24 protein-coding genes are annotated in these 26,592 nt (G+C 65.1%); 13 read left to right on the top strand and 11 right to left on the bottom strand.

Translation table 11 applies throughout. The features are described 5' to 3' along the window. The first annotated feature begins 560 nt into the window (after positions 1-560). Genes RFM41_RS22405 through RFM41_RS22395 form a run of 3 tightly spaced genes read left to right on the top strand, consistent with a single transcriptional unit; the run spans position 561 to position 4,050 of the window. Positions 561-1,577 (top strand): branched-chain amino acid ABC transporter permease, encoded by a 1,017-nt coding sequence (locus RFM41_RS22405; RefSeq protein ID WP_320251274.1) that lies wholly within the window; start codon positions 561-563, stop codon positions 1,575-1,577. Then, entirely contained in the window at positions 1,469-3,331 is a 1,863-nt protein-coding gene (locus tag RFM41_RS22400) for a branched-chain amino acid ABC transporter ATP-binding protein/permease (RefSeq protein WP_320251276.1), read from the top strand. Before RFM41_RS22405 ends, RFM41_RS22400 begins: the two co-directional genes overlap by 109 nt. Then, positions 3,328-4,050, top strand: coding sequence for an ABC transporter ATP-binding protein (locus tag RFM41_RS22395; RefSeq protein WP_320251278.1), 723 nt, complete (start codon positions 3,328-3,330; stop codon positions 4,048-4,050). Before RFM41_RS22400 ends, RFM41_RS22395 begins: the two co-directional genes overlap by 4 nt. 33 nt (positions 4,051-4,083) lie before the next feature. Here RFM41_RS22395 and RFM41_RS22390 read toward each other — a convergent pair whose 3' ends face one another. From RFM41_RS22390 to RFM41_RS22380, 3 genes are read right to left on the bottom strand one after another with little or no spacing between them, the layout of a single operon-like run. After that, entirely contained in the window at positions 4,084-5,097 is a 1,014-nt protein-coding gene (locus RFM41_RS22390; protein WP_320251279.1) for an ABC transporter permease, read from the bottom strand. Continuing rightward, the gene (locus RFM41_RS22385) at positions 5,094-6,644 is read right to left on the bottom strand and encodes a sugar ABC transporter ATP-binding protein (protein ID WP_320251280.1); all 1,551 of its coding nucleotides are present in this window, start codon (positions 6,642-6,644) and stop codon (positions 5,094-5,096) included. The genes RFM41_RS22390 and RFM41_RS22385 overlap by 4 nt, the downstream gene beginning before the upstream one ends. A gap of 40 nt (positions 6,645-6,684) precedes the next feature. After that, the gene (locus RFM41_RS22380; protein WP_320251283.1) at positions 6,685-7,623 is read right to left on the bottom strand and encodes a sugar ABC transporter substrate-binding protein; all 939 of its coding nucleotides are present in this window, start codon (positions 7,621-7,623) and stop codon (positions 6,685-6,687) included. A 413-nt stretch (positions 7,624-8,036) separates the two neighbouring features. Between RFM41_RS22380 and RFM41_RS22375 the strand changes: the two genes are divergently transcribed. After that, positions 8,037-8,819 carry an SDR family NAD(P)-dependent oxidoreductase gene (locus tag RFM41_RS22375; protein ID WP_320251285.1) on the top strand — a complete coding sequence of 261 codons (783 nt, stop codon included), beginning with the start codon at positions 8,037-8,039 and terminating at the stop codon, positions 8,817-8,819. 43 nt (positions 8,820-8,862) lie between these two features. On the opposite strand, the gene RFM41_RS22370 is transcribed toward RFM41_RS22375, so the two are convergent. Both RFM41_RS22370 and RFM41_RS22365 read right to left on the bottom strand, forming a co-directional pair. Further along, complete coding sequence (locus RFM41_RS22370; RefSeq protein ID WP_320251287.1) at positions 8,863-9,741, bottom strand: N-acyl homoserine lactonase family protein; 879 nt, start codon at positions 9,739-9,741, stop codon at positions 8,863-8,865. 20 nt (positions 9,742-9,761) lie between these two features. Next, positions 9,762-10,244 carry a hypothetical protein gene (locus tag RFM41_RS22365; protein ID WP_320251289.1) on the bottom strand — a complete coding sequence of 161 codons (483 nt, stop codon included), beginning with the start codon at positions 10,242-10,244 and terminating at the stop codon, positions 9,762-9,764. A 208-nt stretch (positions 10,245-10,452) separates the two neighbouring features. On the opposite strand from RFM41_RS22365, the gene RFM41_RS22360 reads away from it, so the two are divergent. The 5 genes from RFM41_RS22360 to RFM41_RS22340 all read left to right on the top strand — a co-directional run bounded on the left by RFM41_RS22360 (position 10,453) and on the right by RFM41_RS22340 (position 15,716). Next, entirely contained in the window at positions 10,453-11,442 is a 990-nt protein-coding gene (locus RFM41_RS22360) for a LacI family DNA-binding transcriptional regulator (RefSeq protein ID WP_320251291.1), read from the top strand. A gap of 171 nt (positions 11,443-11,613) precedes the next feature. Continuing rightward, the gene (locus RFM41_RS22355; protein ID WP_320251293.1) at positions 11,614-12,441 is read left to right on the top strand and encodes an SDR family NAD(P)-dependent oxidoreductase; all 828 of its coding nucleotides are present in this window, start codon (positions 11,614-11,616) and stop codon (positions 12,439-12,441) included. 112 nt (positions 12,442-12,553) lie between these two features. Continuing rightward, complete coding sequence (locus RFM41_RS22350; protein ID WP_320251295.1) at positions 12,554-13,354, top strand: N-acyl homoserine lactonase family protein; 801 nt, start codon at positions 12,554-12,556, stop codon at positions 13,352-13,354. 59 nt (positions 13,355-13,413) lie between these two features. Further along, entirely contained in the window at positions 13,414-14,334 is a 921-nt protein-coding gene (locus RFM41_RS22345; RefSeq protein WP_320251297.1) for an NAD(P)-dependent oxidoreductase, read from the top strand. Between the two features lie 8 nt (positions 14,335-14,342). After that, positions 14,343-15,716: an MmgE/PrpD family protein gene (locus tag RFM41_RS22340; RefSeq protein ID WP_320251299.1), complete on the top strand. Its 1,374-nt coding sequence runs from the start codon at positions 14,343-14,345 to the stop codon at positions 15,714-15,716. A 151-nt stretch (positions 15,717-15,867) separates the two neighbouring features. Here RFM41_RS22340 and RFM41_RS22335 read toward each other — a convergent pair whose 3' ends face one another. After that, a complete protein-coding gene (locus RFM41_RS22335) occupies positions 15,868-17,367 on the bottom strand; it encodes an aldehyde dehydrogenase (RefSeq protein WP_320251301.1) in 1,500 nt (499 codons plus the stop codon). Next, complete coding sequence (locus RFM41_RS22330; protein ID WP_040985791.1) at positions 17,364-17,741, bottom strand: carboxymuconolactone decarboxylase family protein; 378 nt, start codon at positions 17,739-17,741, stop codon at positions 17,364-17,366. Before RFM41_RS22330 ends, RFM41_RS22335 begins: the two co-directional genes overlap by 4 nt. A 542-nt stretch (positions 17,742-18,283) precedes the next feature. Here RFM41_RS22330 and RFM41_RS22325 point away from each other — a divergent pair. Next, positions 18,284-18,433, top strand: coding sequence for a hypothetical protein (locus RFM41_RS22325; RefSeq protein WP_320251306.1), 150 nt, complete (start codon positions 18,284-18,286; stop codon positions 18,431-18,433). 24 nt (positions 18,434-18,457) lie between these two features. Here the strand turns inward: RFM41_RS22325 and RFM41_RS22320 are convergent, their stop codons facing one another. The 4 genes from RFM41_RS22320 to RFM41_RS22305 all read right to left on the bottom strand — a co-directional run bounded on the left by RFM41_RS22320 (position 18,458) and on the right by RFM41_RS22305 (position 23,160). Further along, positions 18,458-19,558 (bottom strand): alcohol dehydrogenase family protein, encoded by a 1,101-nt coding sequence (locus RFM41_RS22320; protein WP_320251307.1) that lies wholly within the window; start codon positions 19,556-19,558, stop codon positions 18,458-18,460. Between the two features lie 69 nt (positions 19,559-19,627). Continuing rightward, positions 19,628-21,007, bottom strand: coding sequence for an aspartate aminotransferase family protein (locus RFM41_RS22315; protein ID WP_320251309.1), 1,380 nt, complete (start codon positions 21,005-21,007; stop codon positions 19,628-19,630). 36 nt (positions 21,008-21,043) lie between these two features. Continuing rightward, positions 21,044-22,537, bottom strand: coding sequence for an NAD-dependent succinate-semialdehyde dehydrogenase (locus tag RFM41_RS22310; RefSeq protein ID WP_320251310.1), 1,494 nt, complete (start codon positions 22,535-22,537; stop codon positions 21,044-21,046). A 140-nt stretch (positions 22,538-22,677) separates the two neighbouring features. Then, complete coding sequence (locus RFM41_RS22305) at positions 22,678-23,160, bottom strand: Lrp/AsnC family transcriptional regulator (RefSeq protein WP_320251312.1); 483 nt, start codon at positions 23,158-23,160, stop codon at positions 22,678-22,680. Between the two features lie 83 nt (positions 23,161-23,243). On the opposite strand from RFM41_RS22305, the gene ehuR reads away from it, so the two are divergent. From ehuR to ehuB, 3 genes are all read left to right on the top strand, one after another. Further along, a complete protein-coding gene (ehuR, locus tag RFM41_RS22300) occupies positions 23,244-24,629 on the top strand; it encodes a MocR-like ectoine utilization transcription factor EhuR (RefSeq protein ID WP_320251313.1) in 1,386 nt (461 codons plus the stop codon). Positions 24,630-24,765: 136 nt separating this feature from the next. Beyond that, complete coding sequence (ehuA, locus tag RFM41_RS22295) at positions 24,766-25,551, top strand: ectoine/hydroxyectoine ABC transporter ATP-binding protein EhuA (RefSeq protein WP_140844064.1); 786 nt, start codon at positions 24,766-24,768, stop codon at positions 25,549-25,551. Between the two features lie 114 nt (positions 25,552-25,665). Next, a complete protein-coding gene (ehuB, locus tag RFM41_RS22290; protein ID WP_320251316.1) occupies positions 25,666-26,517 on the top strand; it encodes an ectoine/hydroxyectoine ABC transporter substrate-binding protein EhuB in 852 nt (283 codons plus the stop codon). Positions 26,518-26,592 lie beyond the last annotated feature (75 nt).

Genomic DNA, 26,592 nt, shown 5'->3' with positions numbered 1-26,592 from the left:
CGATCGGTGGGCATGATCCGACAAACCCGATCGCTCAATTTGCCCTGCGCTTCCAGCGCCCTCTCGGTGGTGAATTTTGCTATCCCGTTGCCCGGCCTTGTCAACGCGAGCGCCAGTGCCCCGGAGCCGGTTCAACGGCCTTCCAAGCGCTGCTGGAAAACCCGCCGCGCATGATCGTCGGCGCGACCGGAAGGAAGCTCGACGCCCGGTATAACTTATTATTTTTATTCGCTTTTATGCCAGACTGATCTGATTTCTTCGCGCGCAAAAGCATGCCCCGGTCGGGCCTCGTCGGTCCCGCATTTCACCGTTCCGAAACGCCGTCCAATCGCTGCGCTCATAGCTGTTATGTCACTGGCATCAGCTATTTCCGGACGGTCATTTTCGACTAGGTATTTTGGTACCGGTGCAGAATGCCAGAGCTGGACATTGCAGCATGGAACCCCGGCCCGACGGTTCACAACTGAACCGCGGACGGCTCTCCGACGGAAGCGTCTCCCGCGAGGCGATCAAGCCGGCTGAGGAGGCTACGCCGGCGGGAGGAGAGGGGAAAGCCACCAGTGCTGCAATTCGTGTTGAGCGGAGTAGCGATAGGATCGATCTACGGTCTGATCGGCATGGCGCTCGCGATCTCCTTCTACGTCACCCGCATTATCAACTTCGCGCAAGGCCAGCTGATGATGGTGACCGTCATGGTCACCGCAGAGCTCGCCTCTTCCGGCTATCCGGTTTTGCTTGCCGCGCTTGCCGGCCTGGCGTGTTCGTGCACCGTCGGCATCCTGTCCTATGTCATCGCGGTGCGGCCGATCCTTTTGTCGAACCGTTTCAGCTTCGGCTGGCTGGTGTCGACGCTGGGCTTCGCCGTGATCGTGGAGAATGCGGCGGCCTATATCTGGGGCCCGACCTCGCAAGCCTTCCCGCCCATCCTCAACGGCTTCAGCCTGCCGATCGGCGGCGCGGTGCTGACCGCCCAGCAGCTTCTCGCCATCGTCACCGCCGCGGTGCTTGCCGCCGGCTTCGAGATCGTGCGGCGCTATACGCTGTTCGGCAAGCTCGGCATGGCGACGGCGGCCGACCCCGAGATGGCGTCGGCCATCGGCGCCAACACCACAATCGTCGCCATTGTCGCCTTCGCGGTCTCCGCCGTTTACGCCGGGATCGCGGGCCTGCTCATTGGCCCATCGACCTTCGCCAATCCCTATCTCGGCGATACGTTCGGGACCTACGGCTTCATCGCCATGATGATCGGAGGCGGCACCGAGCGGCCGATAGCGGCGATGTTCGGCGGCCTGCTGCTAGGCGTCTGCGCCGAAGGCGCCAACGCGCTGATCAATTCGCAGGCCTCGGACTGGTTCCCCTTCATCGTGCTCGTGCTGATCCTCATCGTCTCGCCGAAGGGCCTGTTCAGCACCAGCAACCCCCTGTTTCGCCCGCGCCGCGCGGCCGTGACGCGCGGCCGAGGTCGAGCATGGTTTCCACATTCGATACACAACCGGCCGATCCGCAGCCAGGCGCCACCGCCGCCCCGAGGCTTCGCATCGGCCGCTGGCGCGCCGCCGGGCTGGCCGCTGTCCTGATCGCCTATCTGGCTGCCACCGCCTATGTCGCCCACACCGACCTTGGCCTCCAGAGCCTGGTGCTGGTGGCCGTGGTCTTCGGCATCCTCGCCATAAGCCTCGATCTGGTGGCCGGAATGCTGGGCCTCTATTCGCTCGGCCAAGGGGGCTTTTTCGGCATCGGCGCCTATGCGACGACGATCCTTGCCAACGACTATGGCTGGAACGTCTTCGGCCTGCTCGTGCTGGTCCTGGCGGCGACGGGCTTGATCGGAATGGCCGTGGGCGCGATGTCGCTCAGGGTCAGCGGCCTCTACTTCGCCATCACCACCTTCATCTTCACGCTGGTGCTGACGGTCCTGGCGACCGACATGGTCACCGTCACAGGCGGCCTGCAGGGCCTGCTCGGTCCGGCCTTTCCGGATTTCCCGGCAAGCCTGGAATGGCTCGGCACACCGCTGGTGTGGTGCATCATGCTGGCGCTGCTTGCCTGCCTTGGCCTGGTCTGGAACATCCGCCATTCGCCGCTCTATCCGATCCTGCTTTCGATCCGCGATGCCGAGCCGTTTGCCGAAGCCGCCGGCGCGCGCACGGCGGCGATCAAGGTCGGCGTCTTCGGCGTCTCGGCCGCGATGGCCGGAGGAGCCGGCTGGCTCTTTTCGTTCCTCGGCGTCGTTTCGCCCAGCCAGTTCGACTGGTCGGTGTCGTTGAACGTGCTCGTGATGGTGCTGATCGGCGGCATCAACACCAGCATCGGTCCGGTCGTCGGCGCGATGTTCGTCTCGATGTTCCCGAATGTCGTCAACATCAATCCCTGGCTGCAGGAGATCGTCTACGGAGCGCTGTCGATCCTGGCGATCACGCTGTTGCCCGACGGCGTCGTCGGCATCGCGCGGCGAGCGCTTGCACGGCGTGCCGGCGGCATCGCTCCGGCGGCGGATGTCGCTGCGGCCGAAGCCCTGCCCGCCGCGCCCGATATCGCAGCCTCACCGGCTTCGCCGAAAGACTCCGAGATCATCGTGGAATGCCGGGGCATCGAATTCGGCTACGGGCTCGGCCCGAAGGTCCTGCGCAATGTCGACCTCGCCGTCCGTCGCGGCCACATCCATGGCCTGATCGGCCCGAACGGCTCAGGAAAGAGCACCTTGGCCAATGTGATATCGGGCCGCCTGACGCCGCATGCCGGGGAAGTCCTGCTGAAGGGCACGCGCGTCGACGGCATGCCGGCGAGCAGCCGCTCGCGTCTGGGGCTCCGGCGCACCTTCCAGGCCGCGCAACTGGTGAAGGAACTGACGCCGACGCAGAACGTCATGGTCGGGCTCTTCGACCGCGTGCCGCGCATTGTCGGCCGCGCGCCGCTCTGGCCGATGCTTGCCTCTGGCCGGCGCGACCTCGCGGCCATGCAACGCCGCGCCAGCGAGGCTCTCAGCCTCGTCGGCGCCGGCGACTGGACGGCGAGGCAGGTGGCGGACGTGCCGCACGGCATCGAGCAGCTGACGCAGCTCGCCTCGGTCTGCGTGGCCGGGCCGGATATCATCGTGCTCGACGAGCCGGCGACCGGCCTGTCCGCCAAGGAGGTCAGGCATCTGGCCGCGATCCTGGCCAATTTGAAGACCCAAGGCGTGACGATGATCATCATCGAGCACCAGACGCGCTTCCTGTTCCCGCTCTGCGATCGCGTGACGGTGCTCAACGCCGGCGAAGTGATCCTCACCGGCTCTGCCGACGAAGTGCGCGCCGACCCGGTGGTAAGACAGGTGTATCTCGGCGAATGAGCGAACAGCCCACTCTCGAAATCAGTGCGTTGAGCGCCGGCTACGGCCGCTTCGATGTTGTGCGCGACGTGGCGCTCAGCGTCGGCAAGGGCGAGGCCGTCGCCTTGCTCGGCCCGAACGGCGCCGGCAAGACCACGGTGCTGCGCGCGATCATGGGCCTCGTCAAGCAGCGGCGCGGCCTGATCCGGATCGGCGGCACTGACGTCTCGGCGCTGCCCACCCATCGCATCGCGCGCGGGCTGGCCGCGATCGCGCCCGAGGGACGTCGCCTGTTCCTCGACCAGTCCGTGGAGGACAATCTGCTCCTGGGGGCACTCCATCTGCGCCACGACCGGGCTCGCACCCAGGCCTTGCTCGCCTCGGTCTACGATCTCTTCCCGGTGCTCAAGACCTATCGCCAGCGGCTGTCGTCTTTCCTGAGCGGTGGCGAGCAGCAGATGGTCGCGATCGGCCGCATGCTGATGAGCGACCCCGAGATCATGCTGCTCGACGAACCCTCGGTAGCGCTTTCCCCGGTCGCCGTCGACATCGTGGTCAAGGCGATGCTGGAGCTGCGCAAGCGCGGCGCCTCGCTGCTCCTGGTCGAGCAACGCACCGACGTCGCCACCCGCGTCTGCGACCGGCTCTACGTCATGACGCATGGCGAGATCGTCGACGAGATGAAGCCGGAGACGATCCGCTCCGGCGGCATGTCGATCCTCAACAAATATCTCGGCTGAAACCCGAGACTGTCTCGGTCGACGTCACGCCTCTCAGGCCGAGGCGGCGTAGCGCCGCGCGAGCGCCGACATGCCGACGGCCAGCACCAGGATCCCGCCCTTGAAGATCGGCTGGAAATGGGTGGGCGCGCCGAAGATGCTGAGCCCGTTGAAGCCGACCGCCAGGATCAGCACGCCGACCAGCGTTCCGGTGATGTGGAACTCGCCCTCGCGCAAGGTGGCGGAACCGAGAAACACCGCGGCGAAGGCGTCGAGCAGATAGCCGTCGGCGGCAGCCAGCGTGCCGCTGCCGAGCAGCGACGACAGCAGCGTGCCGGTGAGCGCGGCGCAGAAGCCGGCGGTGGCGAAAGCGAAGATCTTGATGCGGTCGACCCGGATGCCCGAGAGCCTGGCCGCCTCCATGTTGCTGCCCACGGCCTGCATCTTCTGGCCGATGTCGGTCTTGTTGAGCACCGTCCAGAGCGCCAGCAGCACCACGACCATGATGATCCCCGGGTTGGGCAGGCCGAAGACGATGCGGCCGAGCGAGATGTCAGTGAAGGCGCGCGGGATGCCGGTGGCGATCGGGAAGGCGCTGTAGGTGAAACCGATGCCCGTCAGCATCGTGCCGATGCCAAGCGTCGAGATCACCGCATTGATCCTGACCTTGGTCACGAGCAGGCCGTTGAGGATGCCGATGCCGGCACCGAGGGCCAGAGCGCACAGGATGCTCAGCCAGATCGGAAAGCCTTCATACGCCATCAGGCCTGTGACGATGAGGCCGACGAAGCTAGCGACATAGCCGATGCTGAGATCGAACTCGCCGACCACCAGCGTGTAGGTCAGCCCGCTGGCGATGATCGCGGTGAGCGAGGCCTGGCTCAGGATGTTGAGGAAGTTCGCGCGCGACAGGAAAACGCCGGGTGCATTGATGGAGAAGAACAGCACCATCAAGAGCAGCCCGATGATCGTCCCGTAGCGCGACAGGCCGATCAGCGTGGTCCGCTTCCACGAGGATTTGCGGGGCTGTGGCGCTTCCTTTGCCACGGGCACAGTCTCGGCCGTCATGCCGCTTCTCCCTGATCGTCATGCGAGTCTTGGTAGCTCAGCTCGATGATGCGCGCTTCGGTGATGTCGGCGCCGGTGAGCTCGCCGGTGATGCGGCCCTCGCGCATCACCAGGACGCGGTCGGCCAGCAGCGTGAGTTCCTCGACGTCGGAGGAGATCACCAGGATGCCGACGCCGGAACGGGCAAGCGCGCGGATGGCGTCATGGATCTCCTCGCGCGCGCCGACGTCGACACCGCGCGACGGCTCGTCGAGAATGAGCAGCTTGGTGCCGGCATTCAGCCAGCGCGCGATCAACGCCTTCTGCTGGTTGCCGCCGGAAAGGCCGGCGATCTTGGCCGTGACGCCCGGCGTCTTGATGCCGAGATGGGCGACGAGGCTCTCCGCCTGCCGCCGGCTCTTGGCGTCGGAAAGGAACGGAAAGCCGGGCACGCTGCGCAGCAGCTTCAGCGTCGAGATGTTGATGTTGAAGGCAACGGACTGCTGCAGCATGACGCCTTGCGAGCGGCGCTCCTCGGGCACCAGCGCGATGCCCGCCTTCACCGCCTCGGACGGGTTGGCGACGTCGAGCTGCTTGCCCTCCAGCTCGAAATGGCCGGCCTCGGGGCGAGTTAGACCCGCGACGAGATGAGCGAATTCGGTGCGGCCGGCGCCGACCAGCCCGCCCAGCGCCAGAACCTCGCCCTTGTAGAGATCGAGGCTCACATCCTTCACCGCCTGCTTCCAGGCAATGGAGCGCGCGGAAAAGACCGGCTGCCGGCTGCGATCGGCGGCGAGCCGGTCGCGTTCATCCGGCGTGCGGATGGCGTGGCCGATGATGGCGCGGACAAGTCCCTTCTTGTCCAGCGCGCCGCGCTCGGCCTCGCTGATGATACGGCCGTCGCGGAGCACGGTGATCCTGTCGCAAAGCTGCAGCACCTCCTCCAGCCGATGCGACACGTAGAGGATGGCGACGCCCTGGGCGGCGAGGTCGCGGATGATGGCGAAGAGCTGCTCGCTCTCCGGCTCGGAGAGCGAGGCCGTAGGCTCGTCCATGGCGATCATGCTGGCGTCGCGGGTGAGCGCCTTGCTGATCATGACCAGCCAGCGCTGGGCGACCGACAGCTCGGAGACTTTGGTATCGAGCGGAAACCGGATGCCGACGCGCTCGGCCGCGGCGCGCGCGGCGACGCCCGAGCGTTTCCAGTCGATCATGCCGAACCGCGTCACCTTCGGCGCGCCGAGCAGCATGTTCTGCAGCGCGCTGAAATGCGGGATCAGGTTGAGCTCCTGATGGATGAAGGCGAGCCCGGCGCGCTCGGAAGCCTGCGGCGAACCCATCTGCAGGTCGGAGCCCGCGATTGTGACGCTGCCCTGATCCGGACTGGTGACGCCGGCGAGGCAGCGGATCAGCGTCGACTTGCCGGCGCCATTGGCGCCGACAAGGCCGTGCACCCGGCCGCGCTCGATGTCGAGATCGGCGCGGTCTAGCGCGAGTTCACCTGCAAAGGATTTGGTCAGGCCGCGGATGCGCATCCATGCGTCGGCGGCCGAAACGGTCGCCGACACCTAGCCGCTCCGTTTCGCGGAGCGGCCCGACCGGCAGGTTTCACATGCCATTGGGATGTTCGGCCATGAACTTGTCGACATTGTCTTTCGTCACCACCACGCCGGGGATCTCGATGGTCTTCGGCTGCCAGGAATCGCCGGCCTTCATGGAGTCGAGAATGGCCTGGAACACTTCCTTGCCCTCCTGATAGGCGGGCTGCCAGACGGTGGCCGTCATGTCGCCTTCCTTGACCAGTTGCAGGGCCTGGGCGCTGCCGTTGATCGACACGGTGGTCACGTCGGTGCGGCCGGCCTGGCGCAGCGCCGCTACGGCACCCTGCATCGGCTCGTCCCAGCACGACCAGATGGCGAGCGGGGCATCGCCGCCGGCCGGATGCGCGGTCAGCCAGGCCGCGGCCGTGGCGTTGCCGAACTGGACCTGCCCCGGCGCGACCACTTCGCTGTAGTCCACCTTGACGCCCGACTTGCCCTTGACGCCTTCGTCGAAGGCCACGCCGCGGTCGATGCAAAGCTTGCCGGGATGGAAGGTCATGGCGAGCACATTGGCCTTCTCGCCGGCCTTCTCCAGCAGGTACTTCACCGAATCGTCGCCGACCTGCCGGCCGCTGGTCGTCGCCACGATGCCGGGGACAATCTCACCACCCCAGGTGCCGACGGGGATATGCGCGTCGCGCGCGGCCGCCAGGCCGGAGCCGATCGAGCTGCTGGCGAAGGCCAGCACGAAGATGGCGTCGACATGCTGGGCAGCGAAGTTATTCATCGCCGCATTGGCCTGATCTGCGCTGGCCTGGGTGTCGGTGACCTTGACGTCCCAGCCGGCGGCCTTGGCGGCGTCCGTCGCCCCGCCGATGACCGCGATGTTGAGCGCGTCGTTGGCCAGCAGCGCGACGATGCCGAGCGTCTTGTGGTCCTGCGCCTGCACGGCGGTTGAAACGATCATCGTTCCGGCGGTCAGTAAGGCAAGCAAAAGCCTTTTCATCTGGGAAATCCTCCTCTCCCGTTGGTGCCGGCCCATGGCGGGCCGACCGTTCCCTCTCCTCGGGCTCCGATCAGGGGCGCCCGGACACCGGCTTGCCGTATCCGTCGGGCACCCCCTATCGGCCGCTTGCATGCACGGCTCCGTCGCGGCTCCGTGAGCCAACATGAGACGGAGGTGTCTGTCGCTTTATCTTGGTACCGGTACCATATGAGAGTTTTAGCAGGCCGGCAATAGCCTACATCGCCTGCCTCGCAAAATTCGCCTTTGCGGCGTCATATGTGATTTGAAACGGGCAAGATCGGGTTGTTAAGCTGATTTCTCTTGTTATCGGTATCAAGCTAAAGCTATGGCTGAGGCAACCGAAATGGAAAGCGCCGCGAGCGCGTAACAGCTCGAACGAGATGGGAGCAGACATGAAAGTGACCTATGACTTTTCCGGCAAGAACGTCATCCTGATCGGCGGGACGACCGGCATCGGGCGGGCAACGGCGCTGGCCTTCGCCAAGGCCGGAGCCAATCTCTATGTTTCCGGCATCGGCGCGGACTCCGGAGAAAGCCTCAAGAGCGAGGTCAAGCCGCTTGGCGTCGAGATCGAGTTCGAGGAAGTCGACGTTCGCGACAGCAAGGCGATGGCGGCCCTGCACAAGCATGCCTTCGAGCGCTTCGGGCGCATCGACATCGCCTTCAACAATGCAGGCGTCCCGGGCAAGACCGCGCCGGTGCACGAGCTCGAGGACGAAGATTACGACCTGCTGATGGACGTCAATCTGCGCGGCATCTTCAATGGCCTGAGGCACCAGATCCCGCATATGATCGCCAATGGCGGCGGCGCGATCGTCAACACCTCCTCGCTGTTCGGCGTCATGGGCTTCGCCACCACCGCGGTCTATTGCGCCAGCAAATGGGGCGTGATCGGCCTCACCAACTCGGTGGCGCTGGAAGTCGCGCGCAAGAACATCCGCGTCAACGCCATCGCGCCCGGCTCGGTCATGACGCCGCTGCTGCGCGGCATGTTCGGCAGCGAGCAGGGCGCCAAGGACACGGTGCTGCCGATGATCCCGATGGGCCGGATCAGCGACCCGTCCGAAATCGCGCAACTGGTGCTTTTCCTGTCGTCCGACGCCGCGTCCTTCATCACCGGACAGGCCATGGTGATCGACGGCGGCGGCTTCGTTGCGGGCGCCGACAAGCTCTGATGCTCCGAGGCTGGGGTTCAAACCCCAGCCTTGCTCTTCCCGTTCAGGCTACGCAGCTCTTCTCGCCCTTGGCGAGGGCGATCTCCACCACCTGAAGGCCCCTGTCCGTCAGCCGCGACGGGAATGTCGTGCGCAACCGGTCCTCATGCACCGGGATCACCCGCCGCACCTCGCCGCCGACCGATTTCAGCATCTCGGCGCTGGAGAAGATCAGATTGTGCTGGCTGCCGACGGCAAGGCCGATGGGTACGATCTGCGGCGCGGCCGGATCCAGCCCGGTCAAATTGTCATAGGTGTAGATGAGGTCGCCGGCAAAGATCCAGCGATCCTCTCCGCCGCTGGTGCCGTCGTTGCGCACGGTCACATACATGCTGCCATAGGTGTGGGTGTCGGCGGCGAGATGGACGTCGATCCCCGGCAGCACGTTTTCCTGGTCGCCCTCGATGCAGATCATGCGGCCTTCCTTCGCCGCCTCGACCGCGCGCACGATATCGGCCGGATCGCCGCCGCCCACCAGGAAGCGGTATTCCGGCCCGAGCGTGAGCGCCCAGACCCATTTGTCCAGCTCGCTCTTCTGGACGTAGAACTTGGCGTTGGGAAACAGGTGCATGGCGCCCATATGGTCGAAATGGGCATGGGTGATGAAGACGCTGGTCACGTCCTCAGGCTTCACGCCGCATTCGGCAAGAACCGCCCGCGGGCCGTGATAGTTCGAAACGCCATAGGCGGTCGCCAGCTGCTCGCCATAGGCGACATGGTCATAGCCGGTATCGATCAGGATGGTCTCGCCGCCGCCCTTCAGAAGCGCATAGGCATAGGGAAGCTTGCGGGTGCCCTGGTGCTGCGGCCCGTACATCATGACGCTGAAGGGGAATTTCTCCACCGCCGCGTATTCGAGCACCCAGATCGAGTAGTGTGCCATTCAATCCTCCCTTGACAGATTCAGATGCCTTGCCCGGGCAGGCGCGGCGCGTGGGCCGCACAGCAGGCCTGGCCGAAATCGATCAGCTCGAAGCCGGGCAACAGGCGGGCCGTCGCCCGCAGATGATCGCTCGTCGCGCGCAGCGCGCGCGTCAGCGTGTCGAACCGCTTGTCCGATCTGTCCTGCGCCCCGCGGCAGGCCGTCGCCGCGGCACAGGCTTCCATGAGCGTCTCGGCGGCACCGCGCATATGATGATAGTGATGCGCGGCAGGCTCCGGCGCCTGCAAGGCGCGAACGGCTTCGGCCGCCTGCATGACAGCCTGCCTCGCGCCCGCCAAGGCGCCTTCGGCCAGCCCCGTCTGGCGGCGCGACGTCAGCAGGAGCAGCGCATAGCCCGAGAGCTGGGTCAGGGTCTGGCTGATCAATTGCTGTGCCGAACGCGCGGAATCGGCATAGCGCAGCAGCGACTGCTCCGTCACGCCGACGCAGGAATACACGCCCATCGCAAATCCTCCACGCCGGCATCGCGGCGTCCTCCTCCTGGGCATTACCCGATTTTGATATCGGTAACAACAGAATTGCTCCAACCGGTGCCGGCTGCTTGTTTGTTCGACAAGGTAGTGGTTTGATGCGGGCCGGCCGGACCGAGCGATAACAAACATGCCCAAGCGATCATCCGAGGACTCAAACAAGCGCAACGGAAGCGCCAGGATGCGCGACGTCGCGGTTCGCGCCGGCGTCTCCACCATGACCGTGTCGCGGGTCCTGAACGAGCCGGGCAAAGTGTCCGAGGAGATGCGCGAGAGGGTCCTGAAGGCGGTTCGCGAGATCGGCTACCTGCCGAACCACCTGGCGGGAAGCCTGTCCTCGAACCGCTCGACGACCATCGGGCTCATCGTGCCCAGCATCGACAATTCGATCTACACGCAGACGGTCAAGGGCCTGTCGGAGGTGCTGAAGCGCTCCGGCTTCCAGCTGATGATCGCGGAATCGGGATATGATCCCAATGAGGAAGAGGAGCTCATCACCGTCTTTCTCAGCCATCGGGTCGGCGGGCTTGTCCTGCACAGCACGGAGCATACGCCCCAGGCGGTCGAGAAGATCCGCAAGTCGGGCATTCCGGTGGTCGAGAACGGAAACATCCCCAAAGAACCGCTCGACATGGTCGTAAGTTATTCAAATCGCGATGCTTCTTACGCAATGACCATGCATCTCGGCAGGCTTGGTTATCGCAAGATCGCCTTCGCCAGTCTCTATTCCGTGCACAATGACCGCTCGCAGGACCGCCTCAAGGGATACCTGGCGGCGCTCAAGCAACTGGGACACGATCCCGACCCGCGCATGGTCCTGGAGACGGGACGCGGGCTTGCCGCCGGCGCCGAAGTCGTCGCGCGCGTGATGCAGAGCGTGCCGGAGGTCGACGCGCTTTTCTGCGCTGGCGAAGTTCTGGCCGCCGGCGCGCTGTTCGAGTGCCAGCGCCGCAACTGGTCGGTGCCCGGCCGCATCGCGCTCGCCAGCTTCGACGATGTCGACCTGTTGCGGCATGTCAGCCCTTCCATCACCACCTTGCGGCTGCCGCGCTACGACATCGGCGAGCGGACGGCGCGAATCCTTTTGAGCCGCATCATCGACGGCGCCGACCACCTGCGCGGCAGCATCGTCGACCTCAAGTTCGAAGTCATCCAGCGCGAGAGCACCTGACCTGTCCTTGGAAACGGTGCACGACACCGCTTTCCGCTTTTCGGCGATTGCAATTTGTTACCGGTACCAATATAAAGTCGAGACATGCATGGCAGTCGCGTGCCTGGCGGGCTGTCGGTAGGAATGAGGGGTCTTGGCAATGCTCACAAAGTGGCGGAACAGGATTTGAGCTTGTCGAATGAAGCCGAGGGGGCCGCGCCCTCCACCCGGGCGAAGCCGCTCAACGAATGCACCGCCTTAGTCACGGGCTCCACCGCCGGTCTCGGGCAGGCAATGGCGGCAAGGCTTGCCGAGTCCGGGTGCAGCATCATGCTGCACGGCCTTGAAGACGCCGGGCAGATCGAGGCGCAACGCGATGAGCTTGCCCGCAAGACGGGCGCCCGCGTTGCCTACCACAAGGCCGATCTCTCGACGCGGTCGGGGGTCGAAGGGCTGATCGGCACTGCGATGTCGGTGCTTGGCCCGATCGACATCCTCGTCAACAATGCCGTCGTCCGGCACTTCGCGCCGGTCATGGATTTTCCGGCTGAGCAATGGGACCTTGCGCTGGCGGTCAACCTCTCCGCCGCATTCCACGCCATTCGGCTTCTGCTTCCCGATATGCGCAGCCGGAATTTCGGCCGGATCTTCAACATCACCTCGGTCTACGGCATGCGCGGGACGACCGATCGCGTCGGCTATGTGACGACAAAGTCTGCTATCCTCGGCTTGACCCGCGCCGTGGCGCTGGAGAACCTGGACCGCGACGTGACCTGTCACAGCCTCTGCCCGGGGTCGGTGCTGACGCCGGGCACGGAGGAACGGGTGGAGAGGCTGATGGCGGAGCGCGGGATCGACCGGACGGCGGCCGAGCGGCTCTTCCTCGAAGGCAAGCAACCGGGCGGCAACTTCGTCTCCGCCGGGAGCATTTCGGACCTGCTCGTCTTCCTGTGCGGCCCGATCGCTCGCGACATGACCGGATCCGTGCTGCCGGTCGAAGCGGGCTGGCTGGCAAGTTGAGCCGGCGCCGAAGCAGACCGGCATCGCCCGTGCGAGGGTGATGCCAACATTTGTTTTACGCAATTCCGGACGGAACCGCGACGCACTGGAATTGCTCTGGACGGAGCCACCAATGGACGACCTCTACGAAGTCTATGCCATCCGTTACGGCCACCATGACCGCAATGCGGCTGCGAATTTCATCGGCGGCGACCCGCATGACGGTCCGATGCCGCTCGACTATTTCGTCTGGGCGATCCTCGGCAAGTCGCGCACTTTCGTGTTCGATACCGGCTTCGACGCGAAAGTCGCGGACCGGCGCCAGCGCAACCTGCTGCGCCCCGTCGGCGAGGGGCTGAAGATGATCGGCATCGACCCGGACAAGGTCGTGGATGTCATCATCTCGCACATGCATTTCGACCATGCCGGCAATCACGAGCTGTTCCCCAAGGCCCGCTACCACGTCCAGGACGTTGAGATGGCCTACTGCACGGGACGCTGCATGTGCCACAATTATCTCAGGCATCCGTTCGACTATGAGGACGTGGCCAGCATGATCGGCAAGCTTTATGCTGGGCGCGTGACTTTCCATGACGGCGTCTCGGAGGTTGCGCCCAACCTCACTGTGCATCGTGTCGGCGGCCACTCGAAGGGCCTGCAGGTGATCCGGGTGAAGACGCAACGCGGTTGGGTGGTGCTCGGCTCCGACGCATCGCATTTCTATGCCAATTTCGAGCAGAACCGGCCCTTCCCGGTTCTGGAGAGCGCGACCGACATGCTGGACGGCTACGCCACCATGAAGAAGCTTGCCAGCACGCCGAACCACATCATCCCGGGCCACGATCCGCTGGTGCTCGCCCGCTATCCCGCCGCGCTGGCGGGCGTGGACGACATCGTGCGCCTCGATCTCGACCCGATCCCCGGAGCGCCGTGAGCGCCTCATGATCGACGCCCCTCGATGATCGAAGACCCCGGGGCGTTCGTCACAATCGCATGGAGACGACAATGAACAATCTCAAGCTCGGCCTGGCTGGCGCCGGCAGGATGGGAACGCCGATGGCGAAGCGCCTGATGGCGGCCGGCTACGGCGTCAGCGTCTATGACACCAACACCGCCGCGGTCGAGGCATTGGCCGCCCAGGGCGCAGGCAAGGCCGCTACCCCTGCCGAATTGGCGGCGAGCTGCGACGTGGTGCTGCTTTCGTTGCCGACGCCGGAAATCGTGCAGGCCGTTTGCCTCGGTCCCGACGGGCTTGCTTCCGTCAAGGGCGCGCGCATCGTCATCGACCTCTCCACCACGGGGCCGCGGACGGAACGCCTCGTCGCGAAAGGCCTCAAGGCCGCCGGCATCGCGCTGGCCGACTGCCCGGTGAGCGGCGGCGTGGGTGGTGCTGAAAAAGGCACGCTGGCGATGATGGCCGCCTGCGACGACGCGACGATGGAAACGATCCGCCCCGTCCTCGAAACGCTCGGCAAGCCGGTCCATGTCGGCCAGGAGCCCGGCATGGGCCAGATGATCAAGGTGATCAACAACCTGATGTCGGTGACGGCTTTGTCGATCGCGTCCGAAGCGCTTGTCCTCGGCACCAAGGCCGGGCTCGATCCGGACGTCATGCTCGAGGTCATCAATTCGGGCAGCGGCAGCTCCAACGCGACGCTGACGAAGATCCCGAAATTCGTCCTTACCCGTGGTTTCGATTTCGGCTTCGCCATCGGCCTGTCGGCCAAGGACATCCGCCTTTGCCTCGAGGAGAGCGACGCGCTGGGCGTGCCGATGATCGTCGGCGGCGCTGTGCGGCAATTGCTGACCGTGGCAAAGAGCGACCTCGGCGCGGATGCGGACCTCACCGAGATCATCAAGCCGATCGAAGGCTGGGCCGGCGTGACGGTTGCCGGCAAGAAGGCCCAGGCCTGACGCATCCGATGAGCACCCCTTCCCCTCAGGCAATTGCTCCCGGCCTGTCGCGCCGGCTCGCGGCGTTCGTGCGCAATTCGCAATGGCGAGACGTGCCGGAGCCGGTGCGCGAGCATGCGCTGCGCGCCCTCTACAACGGCTTCGGCACCGCGCTTGGCGGTTCATCCGACCAGGCGATCCTGCGCCTTGCGGCGAGCCTTGCGCCCTTCTCCGCCGGGGAAGCAGCGACCGTGATCGGTCATGATACGCGGCGGGATGCGCCGACCGCGGCTTTCCTCAACGCGGCGTCGATGAACGTGTTCGATTTCGACGACACCCATCAAGGCACGATCATCCACCCGACCGCGCCCGTGGCGCCCGTCGTCCTTGCCCTAGCCGAGGCCCAGCCGGTCAGCGGGACCGCGCTCCTGCATGCCTTCGTTCTCGGCGTCGAGGTGACATGCCGGATCGGCAACGCGATCTCGCCGGGTCACTACAATCGCGGCTGGCACATCACCTCGACCTGCGGGATCTTCGGCGCCACCGCAGCAGCGGCGAAGCTGCTCGATCTCAGCCAGGAGGAAATCCTCTGGGCCTTCGGCAATGCGTCCGCCCAGGCGTCGGGCCTCGTCGAAACCCTGGGTTTCATGGCCAAGAGCGTCGGCGTCGGCACCGCCGCGCGCGGCGGCCTGCTCGCGGCGCTGATGGCGCAGGGCGGGGTCGAAGGGCCGCCGATGCCGCTCGAAGGCCCGCGCGGGTTCCTCAAGGTGTTGTGCGACGCGCCGCAGCCGGAGCTGATCGAGCGTGGGCTGGGCAGCGACTGGGAAAACCTGCGCAACATGTTCAAGCCATATCCTTGCGGCGTGGTGCTCAATCCCGTCATCGACGCCTGCCTCAAGCTGCGCCGAAAGCCTGATTTCTCCGCTGACCTGGTCAGCGACATCACGGTGCGCGGCTGCCCGCTGCTCAAGGCGCGGGCCGACAGGCCGGACGTCACCACAGGCAGAGAGGCGCAGGTCAGCGCGCAGCATGCCGTCGCCGTCGCCCTGTTGCGCGGCACGTCCGGTGCGGCCGATTTCAGCGATGCGGCGGTGAGCGATCCCGACGTGAAGGCATTGCGCGCCAAGGTGCGTCCGATCGAGACGGACGAAGCCATTCCGGTGGAAGCAGCCTATGTCTCGGTCCACTGCAGCGACGGGTCGCGTTTCGAGATGAGCGAGCAGGCCGCGACCGGCAGTCCGGCGCGGCCGATGACGGATGCCGCGCTGAGCGAGAAATTCGCCGCCCTCGCCCACTATGGTTGCCCGGCTATCAATGCCGGCGCTCTGGCCGAGAGGCTGTGGGCGCTGCGCGACGCGAGCGACGTCGGTTCGATCATGGCGCTGGCCCGGCCAGGCGCATAGCCGCGGACCGTCGCTTTCCGCCGCCCTCAGCGACTGTAGTGCGGCAGGTTTCCAGACATGGGCTTGCCGCCGACGAACGCCGCGACCTTCAGATCGAGCTGCGGCACGGCGTCGAAATGAATGGTCAGGTTCCCTCCCGAACTCTCGATGGTCAGCGCTGGACGAACGGGGCCGGAATGGAGTTTCCGGCGTCGATCCACACGCTCTTTTCCTGGAGATATTCGTAGATGGCGGTGCGGCCGTTTTCCCGGCCGAAGCCCGACTGCTTGTAGCCGCCAAAGGGCGAGAGGTAGCTCGTCGCGCGGTACATGTTGACCCAGACGATGCCCGCTTCCAGCCGGTCCGGCAGCCGGATGCCACGGCCTATGTCCTGCGTCCACAAGCCGGCGGCGAGGCCGTAGATGCTGTCATTGGCGATGGCGACGGCTTCGTCCTCGTCCTCGAACGGAATGATCGACAGCACCGGGCCGAACACCTCTTCCTGGGCGATGCGCATCGACTGGCTGACATTGCCGAAGATGGTCGGCTCGACGAACCAGCCATCGGCGATCGCCTTGTCCTCGGGCACCTTGCCGCCGAGCAGCTGCAAAGCGCCTTCGTCCCGGGCGATGCCGATATAATCGAGGACCTTCTTGCGTTGTGGCAGCGTCGTGATCGGCCCGACCTGCGTGTCCGGGTCGAGCGGGTCGCCGATCCTGGCGGTTTTCGCGAAGGCGACCAGCTTCTCGACCACCTGATCATAGACGGAGCGCTGCACCAGCGCGCGCGACCCGGCGATGCAGGTCTGGCCGGTCGCCGCGAAGATACCCGAAACCAGCCCGGGGATCGCGGCCTCCAGCTTGGCGTCGGCGAAAACGATGTTCGCCGATTTGCCGCCAAGCTCCAGCGTCACCTTCTTCAGGCCGCCAGCCGCGGCCTGGTAGACGCGCCGGCCGGTAGCGTCGCCGCCGGTGAAGGCGACTTTCGCCACGCCCGGATGCGTGACCATGCGGTCGCCGATCTCATGGCCGAAGCCGGTGACGATGTTGACGACGCCTTTCGGGAAGCCCGCCTTCTCGAACAGCCTTCCGAAGAAAAGCGCCGAGACCGACGAGAATTCCGAGGGTTTCCATACGACGGTGTTGCCGGCGGCCAGCGCCGGCGCCAGCTTCCAGGTCGCCAGCATCAGCGGCGAGTTCCAAGGCGTGATCGCCGTCACGACGCCCAGAGGCTCGAGCTTGGTGTAGTTGAAGACGCCGGGCTTATCGATCGGGATGACGCGCCCCTCGATCTTGTCGGCCAGTCCGCCGAAGAATCGGAACCATTGCGGGATGTATTTGCATTGCATCCGCATTTCGTTGATCAGCTTGCCGTTGTCCCGCGTCTCGAGGACGGCGAGGTTTTCCGCCTTCTCGGCGACGAGGTCGGCAAAGCGCGCCATGAGCTGGCCGCGCGCGCTCGCCGTCATCGACCGCCATTCCCCCCGGAAGGCCTGTGACGCGGCCTCAACGGCCGCATCGACATCGGCTACGCCCGCGCGCGGAACAAGCGCCCAGGCTTTGCCGGTGAAGGGATCGTAGGACTCGAAATATTCACCCGACGCCGCAGCGGCCCAGCGGCCGCCGATCAGCATGGCAAGCTTGTCCTCGGCGAGCGGCGGACGCTGGATCATGCGCCGATTTCCTGCAGGGCCTCGCGGGCGTTGCGGAAGGCGTCGACGCCGGCCGGCACGCCGGCATAGATCGCGACCTGCAGCAGCACCTCGCGGATCTCGTCCTTGGTGACGCCGTTGCGGATCGCGCCCTTGACGTGCATCTTCAATTCGTGCGGCCGGTTGAGGGAAGCCAGCATAGCGAGGTTCAGCATGCTGCGCGTCTTGCGGTCGAGCGTCTCGCGGCCCCATACGGCGCCCCAGCAATATTCGGTCACCAGTTCCTGCATCGGCCTGTTGAAATCATCGGCGCTGGCGAAGGATTTCTCCACGAACTCGGCTCCGAGCACCGCCTTGCGGATTTCGAAGCCCTTGTCGAACATGTCCTTACCCATCGGGTTATTCCTTTCTGGTCTGCTTGGGATGGATCAAAGGCCGGGTGTCGGCCGGTATTTGCGACCGCGCGCCGGCACGTGGCCGAGCGAGCCGTCGGTGAGGTAGATCTGGGTGGCCTTGGAATCGTACTGTACGCTTTCCTGACCGCCTTTGCGAATGAAGCTCGCGCTAGATATTTTTGGGCCCAAGATGCTTGTTATAGCCATTTTATCTTTCTCTTGACGTTTCTTCTGGTTTGTTTCAGAATAAAGTAAAAATTGTATAATTTATAGCCTGTACCACAATTTATATTGAAAAATACAAAGCGCCCGGCGACAACCGGCTGCCCAACCCTCCCAACGCCGCGGATTAGCGGACGCATCGCCGCGAAGGTCAATCACCTGAGTCGTAATAGCTGCTATTACGATTTTCTCGATTGGGCATAGCAACGGTTGCGACCCGCAGGTACCGGGAGCCTGAGGCGGCGAGATCGCCGAAGAGACGCTGTGAGCCTGCACGAGCCGCCGGCGACGGCCGCGTCTGGCAGGGCGCCGATGGCGTCATGGAACGCCCCAGCGAAAACCGCATCCGCGATGCGCTCGGCGTGGCAAGTCAGTTGAAGGTCGTCGACGTGGCTGAACTGATCAGCCTGAGGGACGCGCCCGCCGCTGAAAGTTACGGCCGGGTCGAGGGCAGCGCGGTCAATGGCTGACCGCGCCGGGCGCGCTTTTCTGGGTCAGGCGCCGCTCCACATCGCGTCCGGCACCACCACCAGCTTGCCGACGAAGTCCTTGCCCATGAAGTCCGTCTGGGCGCGGTGGAAATCGGAAAGCTTATAGATCCCGCCGACCAGCGGCCTGATCTTTCCTTCCTCGATGTAGCGGACGATGCGGCGGAAGTCGGCCCGCGTGCCCTGGCTCGAGCCGTTGAGCTGCAGCTGCTTCAGATACATGGTGCGCAGATCGAGCTGCACAACCGGCCCGGCGATCGCTCCGGCGGTGGTGTAGCGGCCTTCGGGCCGCAGGATGCGCAACAGGTCGTTGAAGATGGCGCCACCGACGAGATCGGCGACCACGTCGATGGGCAGACCGCCGGTCGCTTCGTTGACGGCGGTGAGCAGGTCGGCCACGCCGCGCGTGATCACCTTCTCGGCGCCGATGTCGAGCACGGCCTGTTCCTTGCCCTTGCCGACGACCGCATAAGGGATGGCGCCGCGCGCCCTTGCCAGTTGCACGATGCCCGAGCCGACGCCGCCGGACGCGCCGGTGACCAGCACACGCTCGCCGGCCTTCAGCGCCGCGCGTTCCAACATCTGCTCGCCGGTGAGATAGGCGCAGCAGAAGGTGGCGAGCTGGACATCGCTGAGGTCGGTGTCGACGACATGCGCGTTCTCGGCCGGGAGCGCCTGGTATTCGGCGTAGCCGCCATCGCGGCCATGGCCCATATAGTCGATGTCGGCCAGCGAATCGTCGTCACGGTTGTAGATGGAGAAGTCGACCATGACGCGCTCGCCGATGCGGTTCGCTGGCACGCCGTCGCCGACAGCGACGATGGTGCCCACCGTGTCGGTGCCCTGGACGCGCGGGAAGGTGAGCGTGTTGCCTTGCCGGCGCCAGCTCGAGACGGCAGCCGCATCCTCCTCCGTGCCATAGGCGCCCTGGCGCACCCAGACATCGGTGTTGTTCATGCCGCAGGCGCTGACCTTGACCAGCACCTCGCCGGCCGCCGGCGCGGGCACTTTGACATCGGTGCGGTAGACGAGCTTCTCCAGGCCGCCATGCCCGGTAAGCTGCACGGCGGCCATGGTGGCGGGAACAGTTCTGGTCATGGCATTCATGTCGCTTCTGTCTTTGTTTCCAACGCAATTCCGGACGGAAAACCGCTTCGGCACTTTTCCTGGAATTGCTCAGATGCTGGCAAACACGCCGTTCACGGCGTCGGCGGTCTTGGCGACGATGATGTCGGCCTCCTCGCGCGTCAGGCAGAGCGGCGGCGCGAAGCCGAGAATGTCGCCCTGCGGCATGGCGCGGCCGATGACGCCGCTCGCGGCCAGGGCCGTGGCGATCTGCGGTCCGACCTTCAATGCGGGGTCGAAGAAGACGCGGTCGTCGCGGTCCTTCACGAACTCGACCGCGGCAAGCATGCCGTCGCCGCGCACCTCACCGACATGCTTGTGGCCGCCGACGGCCTTGGCAAGCTCGGCGCGGAAATAGGCACCGGTCTCGCCGGCGTTCCGCACCAAGTCCATCTCGTCGATCAGCTCCAGATTGGCAACGCCCGCGGCAACGCAGATCGGGTGCGCCGAATAGGTCCAGCCATGGCCGAGCGAGCCAAGCTTGTCGGAGCCCTTGACCAGCACCTGCCAGACCTTGTCGGAGACGATGACGCCGGAGAGCGGCGCATAGGCCGAGGTCAGGCCCTTGGCGATGGTGATCAGGTCCGGCTTCATTCCGTAGTGGTCGGAACCGAACATGGTGCCAAGACGGCCGAAGCCGGTCACCACTTCGTCGGCGACGAGCAGCACGTCATATTTGTCCAGCACGGCCTGGATCTTCTGCCAGTAGCCGGCCGGCGGCGGCACGATGCCGCCAGTGCCGAGGATCGGCTCGCCGATGAAGGCCGCGACCGTGTCCGGGCCTTCGGCGAGGATCATCTCTTCCAGCTTGTCGGCGCAATATTGCGAGAATTGCTCCTCGCTCATAGAGCGGTCGGCGCGGCGGAAATAATAGGGCGCCTCGGTGTGCATGATCGGCGCGCGCGGCAGGTCGAAAGCGTTGTGGAAGAGTTCCAGACCGGTCAGCGATCCGGTCATCACGCCCGAGCCGTGATAGCCGCGCCAGCGCGAGATGATCTTCTTCTTTTCCGGCCGGCCAAGGACGTTGTTGTAGTACCAGATCAGCTTGATGTTGGTCTCGTTGGCATCGGAGCCGGAGAGGCCGAAATAGACTCGGCTCATGCCCTTCGGCGCGCGGTCGATGATCATCTTGGCAAGCGTGATCGAGGCCTCCGTGCCGTGCCCGACATAGGCGTGGTAGTAGGCAAGGTTCTTCGCCTGCGCGGCGATGGCATCGGCGATCTTCTGGCGGCCATAACCGACATTGACGCAATAGAGGCCGGCGAAGGCATCGATGCTCTTCTTGCCGGTGTTGTCCCAGATGGTGACGCCTTCGCCGCCGGCCATGATGCGCGCCGGCGACTCACCCCGCGCGTGCGTGCCCATATGCGTCGAGGGATGGAAGAAATGGTCGCGATCCCAGGCCGAGAGTTCGTTGGATTGTTCGAGCATCTTTTTTCTCCTTGTTCGGATCCTGCCGGCGCGCGCTCAGGCGACGTCCAGGCAAACGTATTTCAGATCGGTAAAAGCTTCGAGCCCGTGGCGCGAGCCTTCGCGGCCGATGCCGGACTGCTTCACGCCGCCGAAGGGGATCGGCGCGCCGGTGATCTTGACGCGGTTGATCGCGACCATGCCGTACTCCAGGGCGCGGCCCAAGCGCGCCTGCCGGGCGCCGTTCTCGGTCACGACATAAGCGACCAGGCCATATTCGGTGGCGTTGGCCCGTACGACGACTTCCGCCTCGTCGTCGAACGGCGTCACGGCGGCGACAGGGCCGAAGGTTTCCTCATGCATGATCAGCGCTTCGTCCGGCACGTCGACGAGCAGCGTCGGCTGATAGAACAGCGGGCCGGCCGCGTGACGCTTGCCGCCCACGAGGCAGCGCGCGCCGTGAGCGAGCGCATCGGCGACTTGCTCCTCGACCTTCTTGACTGCGCGCTCATGCATCAGCGGCCCGATATCGGCGTCAGCGGATAGACCGTTGCCGGTGCGAAGCTGCTCGATGCGGCGCGCGAAGGCGGCGCAGAAGCGATCATAGATAGGCCGCTGCACATAGATGCGGTTGGCGGCCAGGCAATCCTGGCCGGAGGTGGCGAATTTGGCATCGAGCGCGATCGTGGCGGCCTTGTCGATATCGGCGTCGTCGAAGACGATCAGCGGCGCGTGGCCGCCGAGCTCCATCACCAGCCGTTTCATCGTCGGCGCGCTCTGCGCGGCGATCAGCCGGCCGACTTCGGTCGAGCCGGTGAAGCTCATGGCGCGCACGCGCGCATCGGCACACATCGCGCCGACGATGGTGCGCGCATCGCCGGTGACGACGTTGAAGACGCCTGCCGGCAGCCCGGCGCGCTCGCCGAGCTCGGCCAGCGCCAGCGCCGACAGCGGCGTCTCCGAGGACGGATGCGCCACCACCGTGCAGCCGGCGGCAAGGGCCGCGGCCGCCTTGCGGGTGAGCATGGCCGACGGAAAATTCCAGGGCGTGACGACGCCGACCACGCCGAGCGGCTCTCGGCGCACCGACATCTCGGCATTCGGCAGATGGCTGGTGACGCTTTCGGCGTTGAGGCGTTTCGCCTCCTCGGCATACCACTCGACGAAAGAGGCGGCGTAGTCGATCTCGCCAAGCGATTCCTTCAGCGGCTTGCCTTGTTCCAGCGTCATCAGCAGCGCCAGGTCGTCCTTGGCGGCGATGATCAGGTCGAACCATTTTCGCAAGATCTTCGAGCGTTCCTGCGGCAACAGCGCCCGCCAGGCGTGAAACGCACGGGACGCAGCGTTGATCGCTTTCGTCGTCTGGGCAGCATCGAGCGCGGCCACGAAGGCGACGGTGGCCCCGGTCGCCGGATCGGTGACTTCAGAACTTGCCGCCGCTTCGCTCGCCGTCCAATGGCCATCGACATAGGCGAGCGCGCGCAGCAGCCGGCGATCGGCGAGGCGGTCGAGCGCTTCATGGTGGTTGGTGCGGGCAAAATGCGCAGACATCAGTCGGGTCTCCCGGTGCCAAGGCGATATGGAGAGACTAGTCGCGCGATCGAGACAAAGAGGCTGTTTCGGCAAGCTCGCAGAGAGAGATTGTCTCTATTGGCCGGATGCCGCAGATAATCTCTCTCCCTCAGGCTTGCTCACGGCAGCAGATCGGCCACCGGAAGCACCGTCTCGTCCTTGACCGTCTTGGTGACGATATAGGTGAAGTAGCGGTCGATGCCGATCTCGCGTTCGAGCAGGCTGTCGACCAGCCGCTGATAGGCGTCGATGTCGCGTGCCATCACTTTCAGCACATAGTCGACGCCGCCGCCCACCGACCAGCAGGCGACGATCTCGGGAACATCGCGCACCACACGCTCGAAGCGGTCGAAGTCCGCCTGACGGTGGTTGGCCAGGGTCACCTCCATCAGCACTGTCGCCACCGGCGCGATAACGCGCATGGCGATCGCGGCGTGGTAGCCGGAGACGATACCGGCCTTCTCCAGCTTGCGCAGCCGCATCCAGCACGGCGTCGGCGACAGGCCGACCTTCTCGGCCAGCGCCAGCTTGGTGATGCGCCCGTCGCGCTGGATGGCGTCGAGGATCCTGAGGTCGATCGGGTCGAGTTTCGCTGCCGCCATGCGGGATTCGCCTTTCGTTGGAGACACCATGACGATGCATTATTTCGATTGTCAATTGGACTGATTTCGATCTCTAATAAGTCATGACATTATGGCAGCCAGATCCTGCTCTCATCCGCCGTCCGGCCTATCTCTCGCTGGCGGACCAGTTCGCGCGCGCCATCCATGACGGGCGGTTGGCCAATGGCGCGCGGCTGCCGACGCACCGCCAGTTGGCGGACGATCTGAAGCTTTCGGTTCAGACCGTCAGCCGCGCCTATGAGGAATTGATCCGCCGCGGGCTGATCTCCGGCGAGGTCGGACGCGGCAGCTTCGTGCAGACGCAGCGCAGGGAGCCGGAGCCGCCCTACCTTCCGGAACGGCTGGGCGAGGTCATCGACCTCTCGATCCTGAAGCCGGTCTGCGAGCCGATGCATCTGGAGAAATTGAAGCAGGCGCTGAGGTGGTTGGCCGAGAACCTGCCGTCGAGCTCGGCGCTGTCGTTCCGGCCGAACATGGTTTTCCCGCGTCACCGCGCGGTCGCGGTCGAATGGCTGAAGCTTTGCGGCCTCGAAGCGTCGCCGCAGAATATCAGCCTGACCAACGGCGCCACCGCCGGCATGACGGTGGCGCTGATGAGCGTGGCGCCGCCGGGCTCGACAGTCGCAACCGAGGCGATCGGCCACCACACACTCATCCCGCTCGCCCGCTATCTCGGCTTCAACCTCGAAGGCCTGCCGATCGACGGCAACGGGCTGATCCCCGAAGCGCTCGACGAGGCCTGCCGGCTGTCCGACATCCGCGCCGTCTTCGTCCAGCCCTCGGTGATCAACCCGACGGCCACCTTGATGGACGCCACCCGGCGCGAGCAGATCGCGGCGGTGGCGCGCAAGCATGACATCGCCATCATCGAGAACGACGTGCTCGGGCCGCTTGTCGAAGGCCGGCCGCCGGCGGTCGCCGCCTTCGCGCCCGAGCGGACGCTCTACGTCACCTCCTTCACCAAGATCGTCGTGCCGGGCCTGCGCATCGGCTATCTCGCCGTGCCCGACCGCTACGTCGCGGCCGTCGCGAACCGCCATCTCGTGTCGAACTGGATGGCGACACCGATGGTGGCGGAGATCGCGACGCGCTGGGTGAATGACGGCACGGCTTTTGAGCTGGTCAACTGGCAGCGCGGCGCGCTGAGACGCCGGCATGAGATCGCCGCGGAAGTGCTCACGGGTGTCGGCTATCGCAGTCATCGCGACGGGCTGCATCTGTGGCTCGAGCTGCCGGGCGACCGGGCCGAGGAGAGCTTTGTCGCGCAGGCGCGCCTGCGCGGGGTGGCGATCGCGCCGGGCACCTCGTTCCGCATCGCCGACACGCCCTGGCATCCTGCGATCCGTATCTCGCTCGGATCGACCACGGAGGGGGAACTGCGCGCGGGCCTGAGCGTTGTCGCCAAGTTGCTGCTCGGCGATCCGGAGCATCTCCTGCTCGCCATCTGATGCACAAATGGAGCTCAGATTGCCCTGAAATTGTGCCGCGCCGGAAATATTGTCATGATATTATTTTCTCAATTGACATGATTTGGCACGTTTCGCATCGTTAAGGGCATAGGCTTCTCCAGAACGGGGAAAAGGATTGCCCGCGCCCATCATCAAGGTTGATGCGATTTCGAAGAGCTTCGGCGCCTTCAAGGTGCTGGACGGCCTGTCGATGCAGGTCATGCCTGGCGAGAAGCTGGCGCTGATCGGCCCGTCCGGCTCCGGCAAGACGACGATCCTGCGCATCCTGATGACGCTGGAGAAGATCGACGGCGGCCATATCCAGGTCGATGGCGAGCAGCTCTACCACATGGAGCGCAACGGCCAGTTGCTGCCGGCCGACGAACGGCACCTGGCCAGGATGCGCCAGAAGATCGGCATGGTCTTCCAGCTCTTCAATCTCTTCCCGCACAAATGCGTCATGGACAATGTGACCTTGGCGCCGATGCTGACCAAGGGCGTCGCGCGCGCCGCCGCCGAGAAGCGGGCGATGGAACTGCTCGACATGGTCGGACTTGCGGACAAGGCGAAGGCGATGCCGGCGCAGCTTTCCGGCGGCCAGAAGCAGCGCGTGGCGATCGCAAGGGCACTGGCGCTGTCGCCCAAGATCATGCTGTTCGACGAGGTCACCTCGGCGCTCGACCCCGAGCTCGTCGAGGAAGTGCTCAATGTCATGCGCAAGCTCGCCGCCGAGACCGACATGACGATGCTTCTGGTCACCCATGAGATGGGCTTCGCCCACGACTTCGCCGACCGCGTGCTGTTCTTCGACCGCGGCAGGATCGTCGAGGAAGGCAAGCCCGATGAGATTTTCCGCCATCCCAAACAGGAAAGAACGCAGAGCTTCCTGAAGAAGATCATCGCGGCCGGACATCGCGTCTGACCGCAATGCAAAGAGGCGATGAAATCGTCCTCAAAGGGCGGCGAAAGTTGTCCCGAGGCGATGCAATTGCCGCTAACCGAGCAAACCAAGAATAGAAACAAGGAGTTGGGAACGATGAAGAAACTTGGCATTCTGGCTGGCGTCGCCGGCCTTGCGCTGACCGCCATGCTCGCCGCCACGAGCGCCGGCTCGGCCGACGACAGCAAGCTCGAGCAGTTGAAGGCGCAGGGCTTCGCCCGCCTCGCCATCGCCAACGAGCCGCCCTATACGGCTGTGGCCGCCGACGGCAAGGTTTCGGGCGCGGCGCCGGACGTAGCCCGCGAGATCTTCAAGAAGCTCGGCGTCGCCGACGTCGTCGCCTCGATCTCGGAGTACGGCGCCATGATCCCCGGCCTGCAGGCGGGCCGCTTCGACGTCGTCACCGCCGGTCTGTTCATGAAGCCGGAACGCTGCGCGGCGGTTGCCTACTCCGAACCGGTGCTGTGCGACGCCGAGGCGATGCTGGTCAAGAAAGGCAATCCCAAGCACTTCAAGAGCTATGCGGACATCGCCAAGGACACCTCGGCGACGGTCGGCGCGCCCGGCGGCGGCACCGAGGAGAAGCTCGCGCTCAACGCCGGCGTGCCGCGCGACCGCGTCATCGTCGTGCCGGACGGCCAGAGCGGCCTGAAGATGGTGCAGGACGGCCGCATCGACGCCTATTCGCTGCCGGTGCTGTCGATCAATGACCTGATCAAGAAGGCCAACGACCCGAACCTCGAAGTGATCGCGCCGGTGCAGGGCGCGCCGGTCTATTGCGACGGCGCTGCCTTCAAGAAGGGCGACGAGGCGCTGCGCGATGCCTATGACGTCGAGCTCGCCAAGATGAAGAAGTCCGGCGAGTTCGCCAAGATCATCGAGCCCTACGGCTTCTCGGCCGCGGCCGCTATGTCGACGACGCGCGAGAAGCTCTGCTCGGCGAAGTAAGTTGCGAGTTGTGCCTTCTCCCCGTTCACGGGGAGAAGGTGTCACCTGATGCAGGTCGCCCAAAAGTGCGCAACG

The sequence above is a fragment of the Mesorhizobium vachelliae genome (assembly GCF_033977325.1).
GTDB classification, from domain to species: Bacteria; Pseudomonadota; Alphaproteobacteria; order Rhizobiales; family Rhizobiaceae; genus Mesorhizobium; species Mesorhizobium vachelliae.
This window is presented reverse-complemented; position numbering and strand designations above follow the sequence as displayed.

Bases quoted from the DNA above. Each gene is read 5' to 3' on its own strand.
- ehuB (WP_320251316.1), top strand. From the start codon at position 25,666: ATGAAGAAACTTGGCATTCTGGCTGGCGTCGCCGGCCTTGCGCTGACC.
- RFM41_RS22305 (WP_320251312.1), bottom strand. From the start codon at position 23,160: ATGGCGGCAGCGAAACTCGACCCGATCGACCTCAGGATCCTCGACGCC.
- RFM41_RS22345 (WP_320251297.1), top strand. From the start codon at position 13,414: ATGGAGACGACAATGAACAATCTCAAGCTCGGCCTGGCTGGCGCCGGC.
- RFM41_RS22315 (WP_320251309.1), bottom strand. From the start codon at position 21,007: ATGCTCGAACAATCCAACGAACTCTCGGCCTGGGATCGCGACCATTTC.
- RFM41_RS22370 (WP_320251287.1), bottom strand. From the start codon at position 9,741: ATGGCACACTACTCGATCTGGGTGCTCGAATACGCGGCGGTGGAGAAA.
- RFM41_RS22390 (WP_320251279.1), bottom strand. From the start codon at position 5,097: ATGACGGCCGAGACTGTGCCCGTGGCAAAGGAAGCGCCACAGCCCCGC.
- RFM41_RS22380 (WP_320251283.1), bottom strand. From the start codon at position 7,623: ATGAAAAGGCTTTTGCTTGCCTTACTGACCGCCGGAACGATGATCGTT.
- RFM41_RS22330 (WP_040985791.1), bottom strand. From the start codon at position 17,741: ATGGGTAAGGACATGTTCGACAAGGGCTTCGAAATCCGCAAGGCGGTG.
- RFM41_RS22325 (WP_320251306.1), top strand. From the start codon at position 18,284: ATGGAACGCCCCAGCGAAAACCGCATCCGCGATGCGCTCGGCGTGGCA.
- RFM41_RS22395 (WP_320251278.1), top strand. From the start codon at position 3,328: ATGAGCGAACAGCCCACTCTCGAAATCAGTGCGTTGAGCGCCGGCTAC.
- RFM41_RS22335 (WP_320251301.1), bottom strand. From the start codon at position 17,367: ATGATCCAGCGTCCGCCGCTCGCCGAGGACAAGCTTGCCATGCTGATC.
- RFM41_RS22310 (WP_320251310.1), bottom strand. From the start codon at position 22,537: ATGTCTGCGCATTTTGCCCGCACCAACCACCATGAAGCGCTCGACCGC.
- RFM41_RS22365 (WP_320251289.1), bottom strand. From the start codon at position 10,244: ATGGGCGTGTATTCCTGCGTCGGCGTGACGGAGCAGTCGCTGCTGCGC.
- RFM41_RS22400 (WP_320251276.1), top strand. From the start codon at position 1,469: ATGGTTTCCACATTCGATACACAACCGGCCGATCCGCAGCCAGGCGCC.
- RFM41_RS22340 (WP_320251299.1), top strand. From the start codon at position 14,343: ATGAGCACCCCTTCCCCTCAGGCAATTGCTCCCGGCCTGTCGCGCCGG.
- ehuR (WP_320251313.1), top strand. From the start codon at position 23,244: ATGACATTATGGCAGCCAGATCCTGCTCTCATCCGCCGTCCGGCCTAT.
- RFM41_RS22360 (WP_320251291.1), top strand. From the start codon at position 10,453: ATGCGCGACGTCGCGGTTCGCGCCGGCGTCTCCACCATGACCGTGTCG.
- RFM41_RS22375 (WP_320251285.1), top strand. From the start codon at position 8,037: ATGAAAGTGACCTATGACTTTTCCGGCAAGAACGTCATCCTGATCGGC.
- RFM41_RS22350 (WP_320251295.1), top strand. From the start codon at position 12,554: ATGGACGACCTCTACGAAGTCTATGCCATCCGTTACGGCCACCATGAC.
- RFM41_RS22320 (WP_320251307.1), bottom strand. From the start codon at position 19,558: ATGAATGCCATGACCAGAACTGTTCCCGCCACCATGGCCGCCGTGCAG.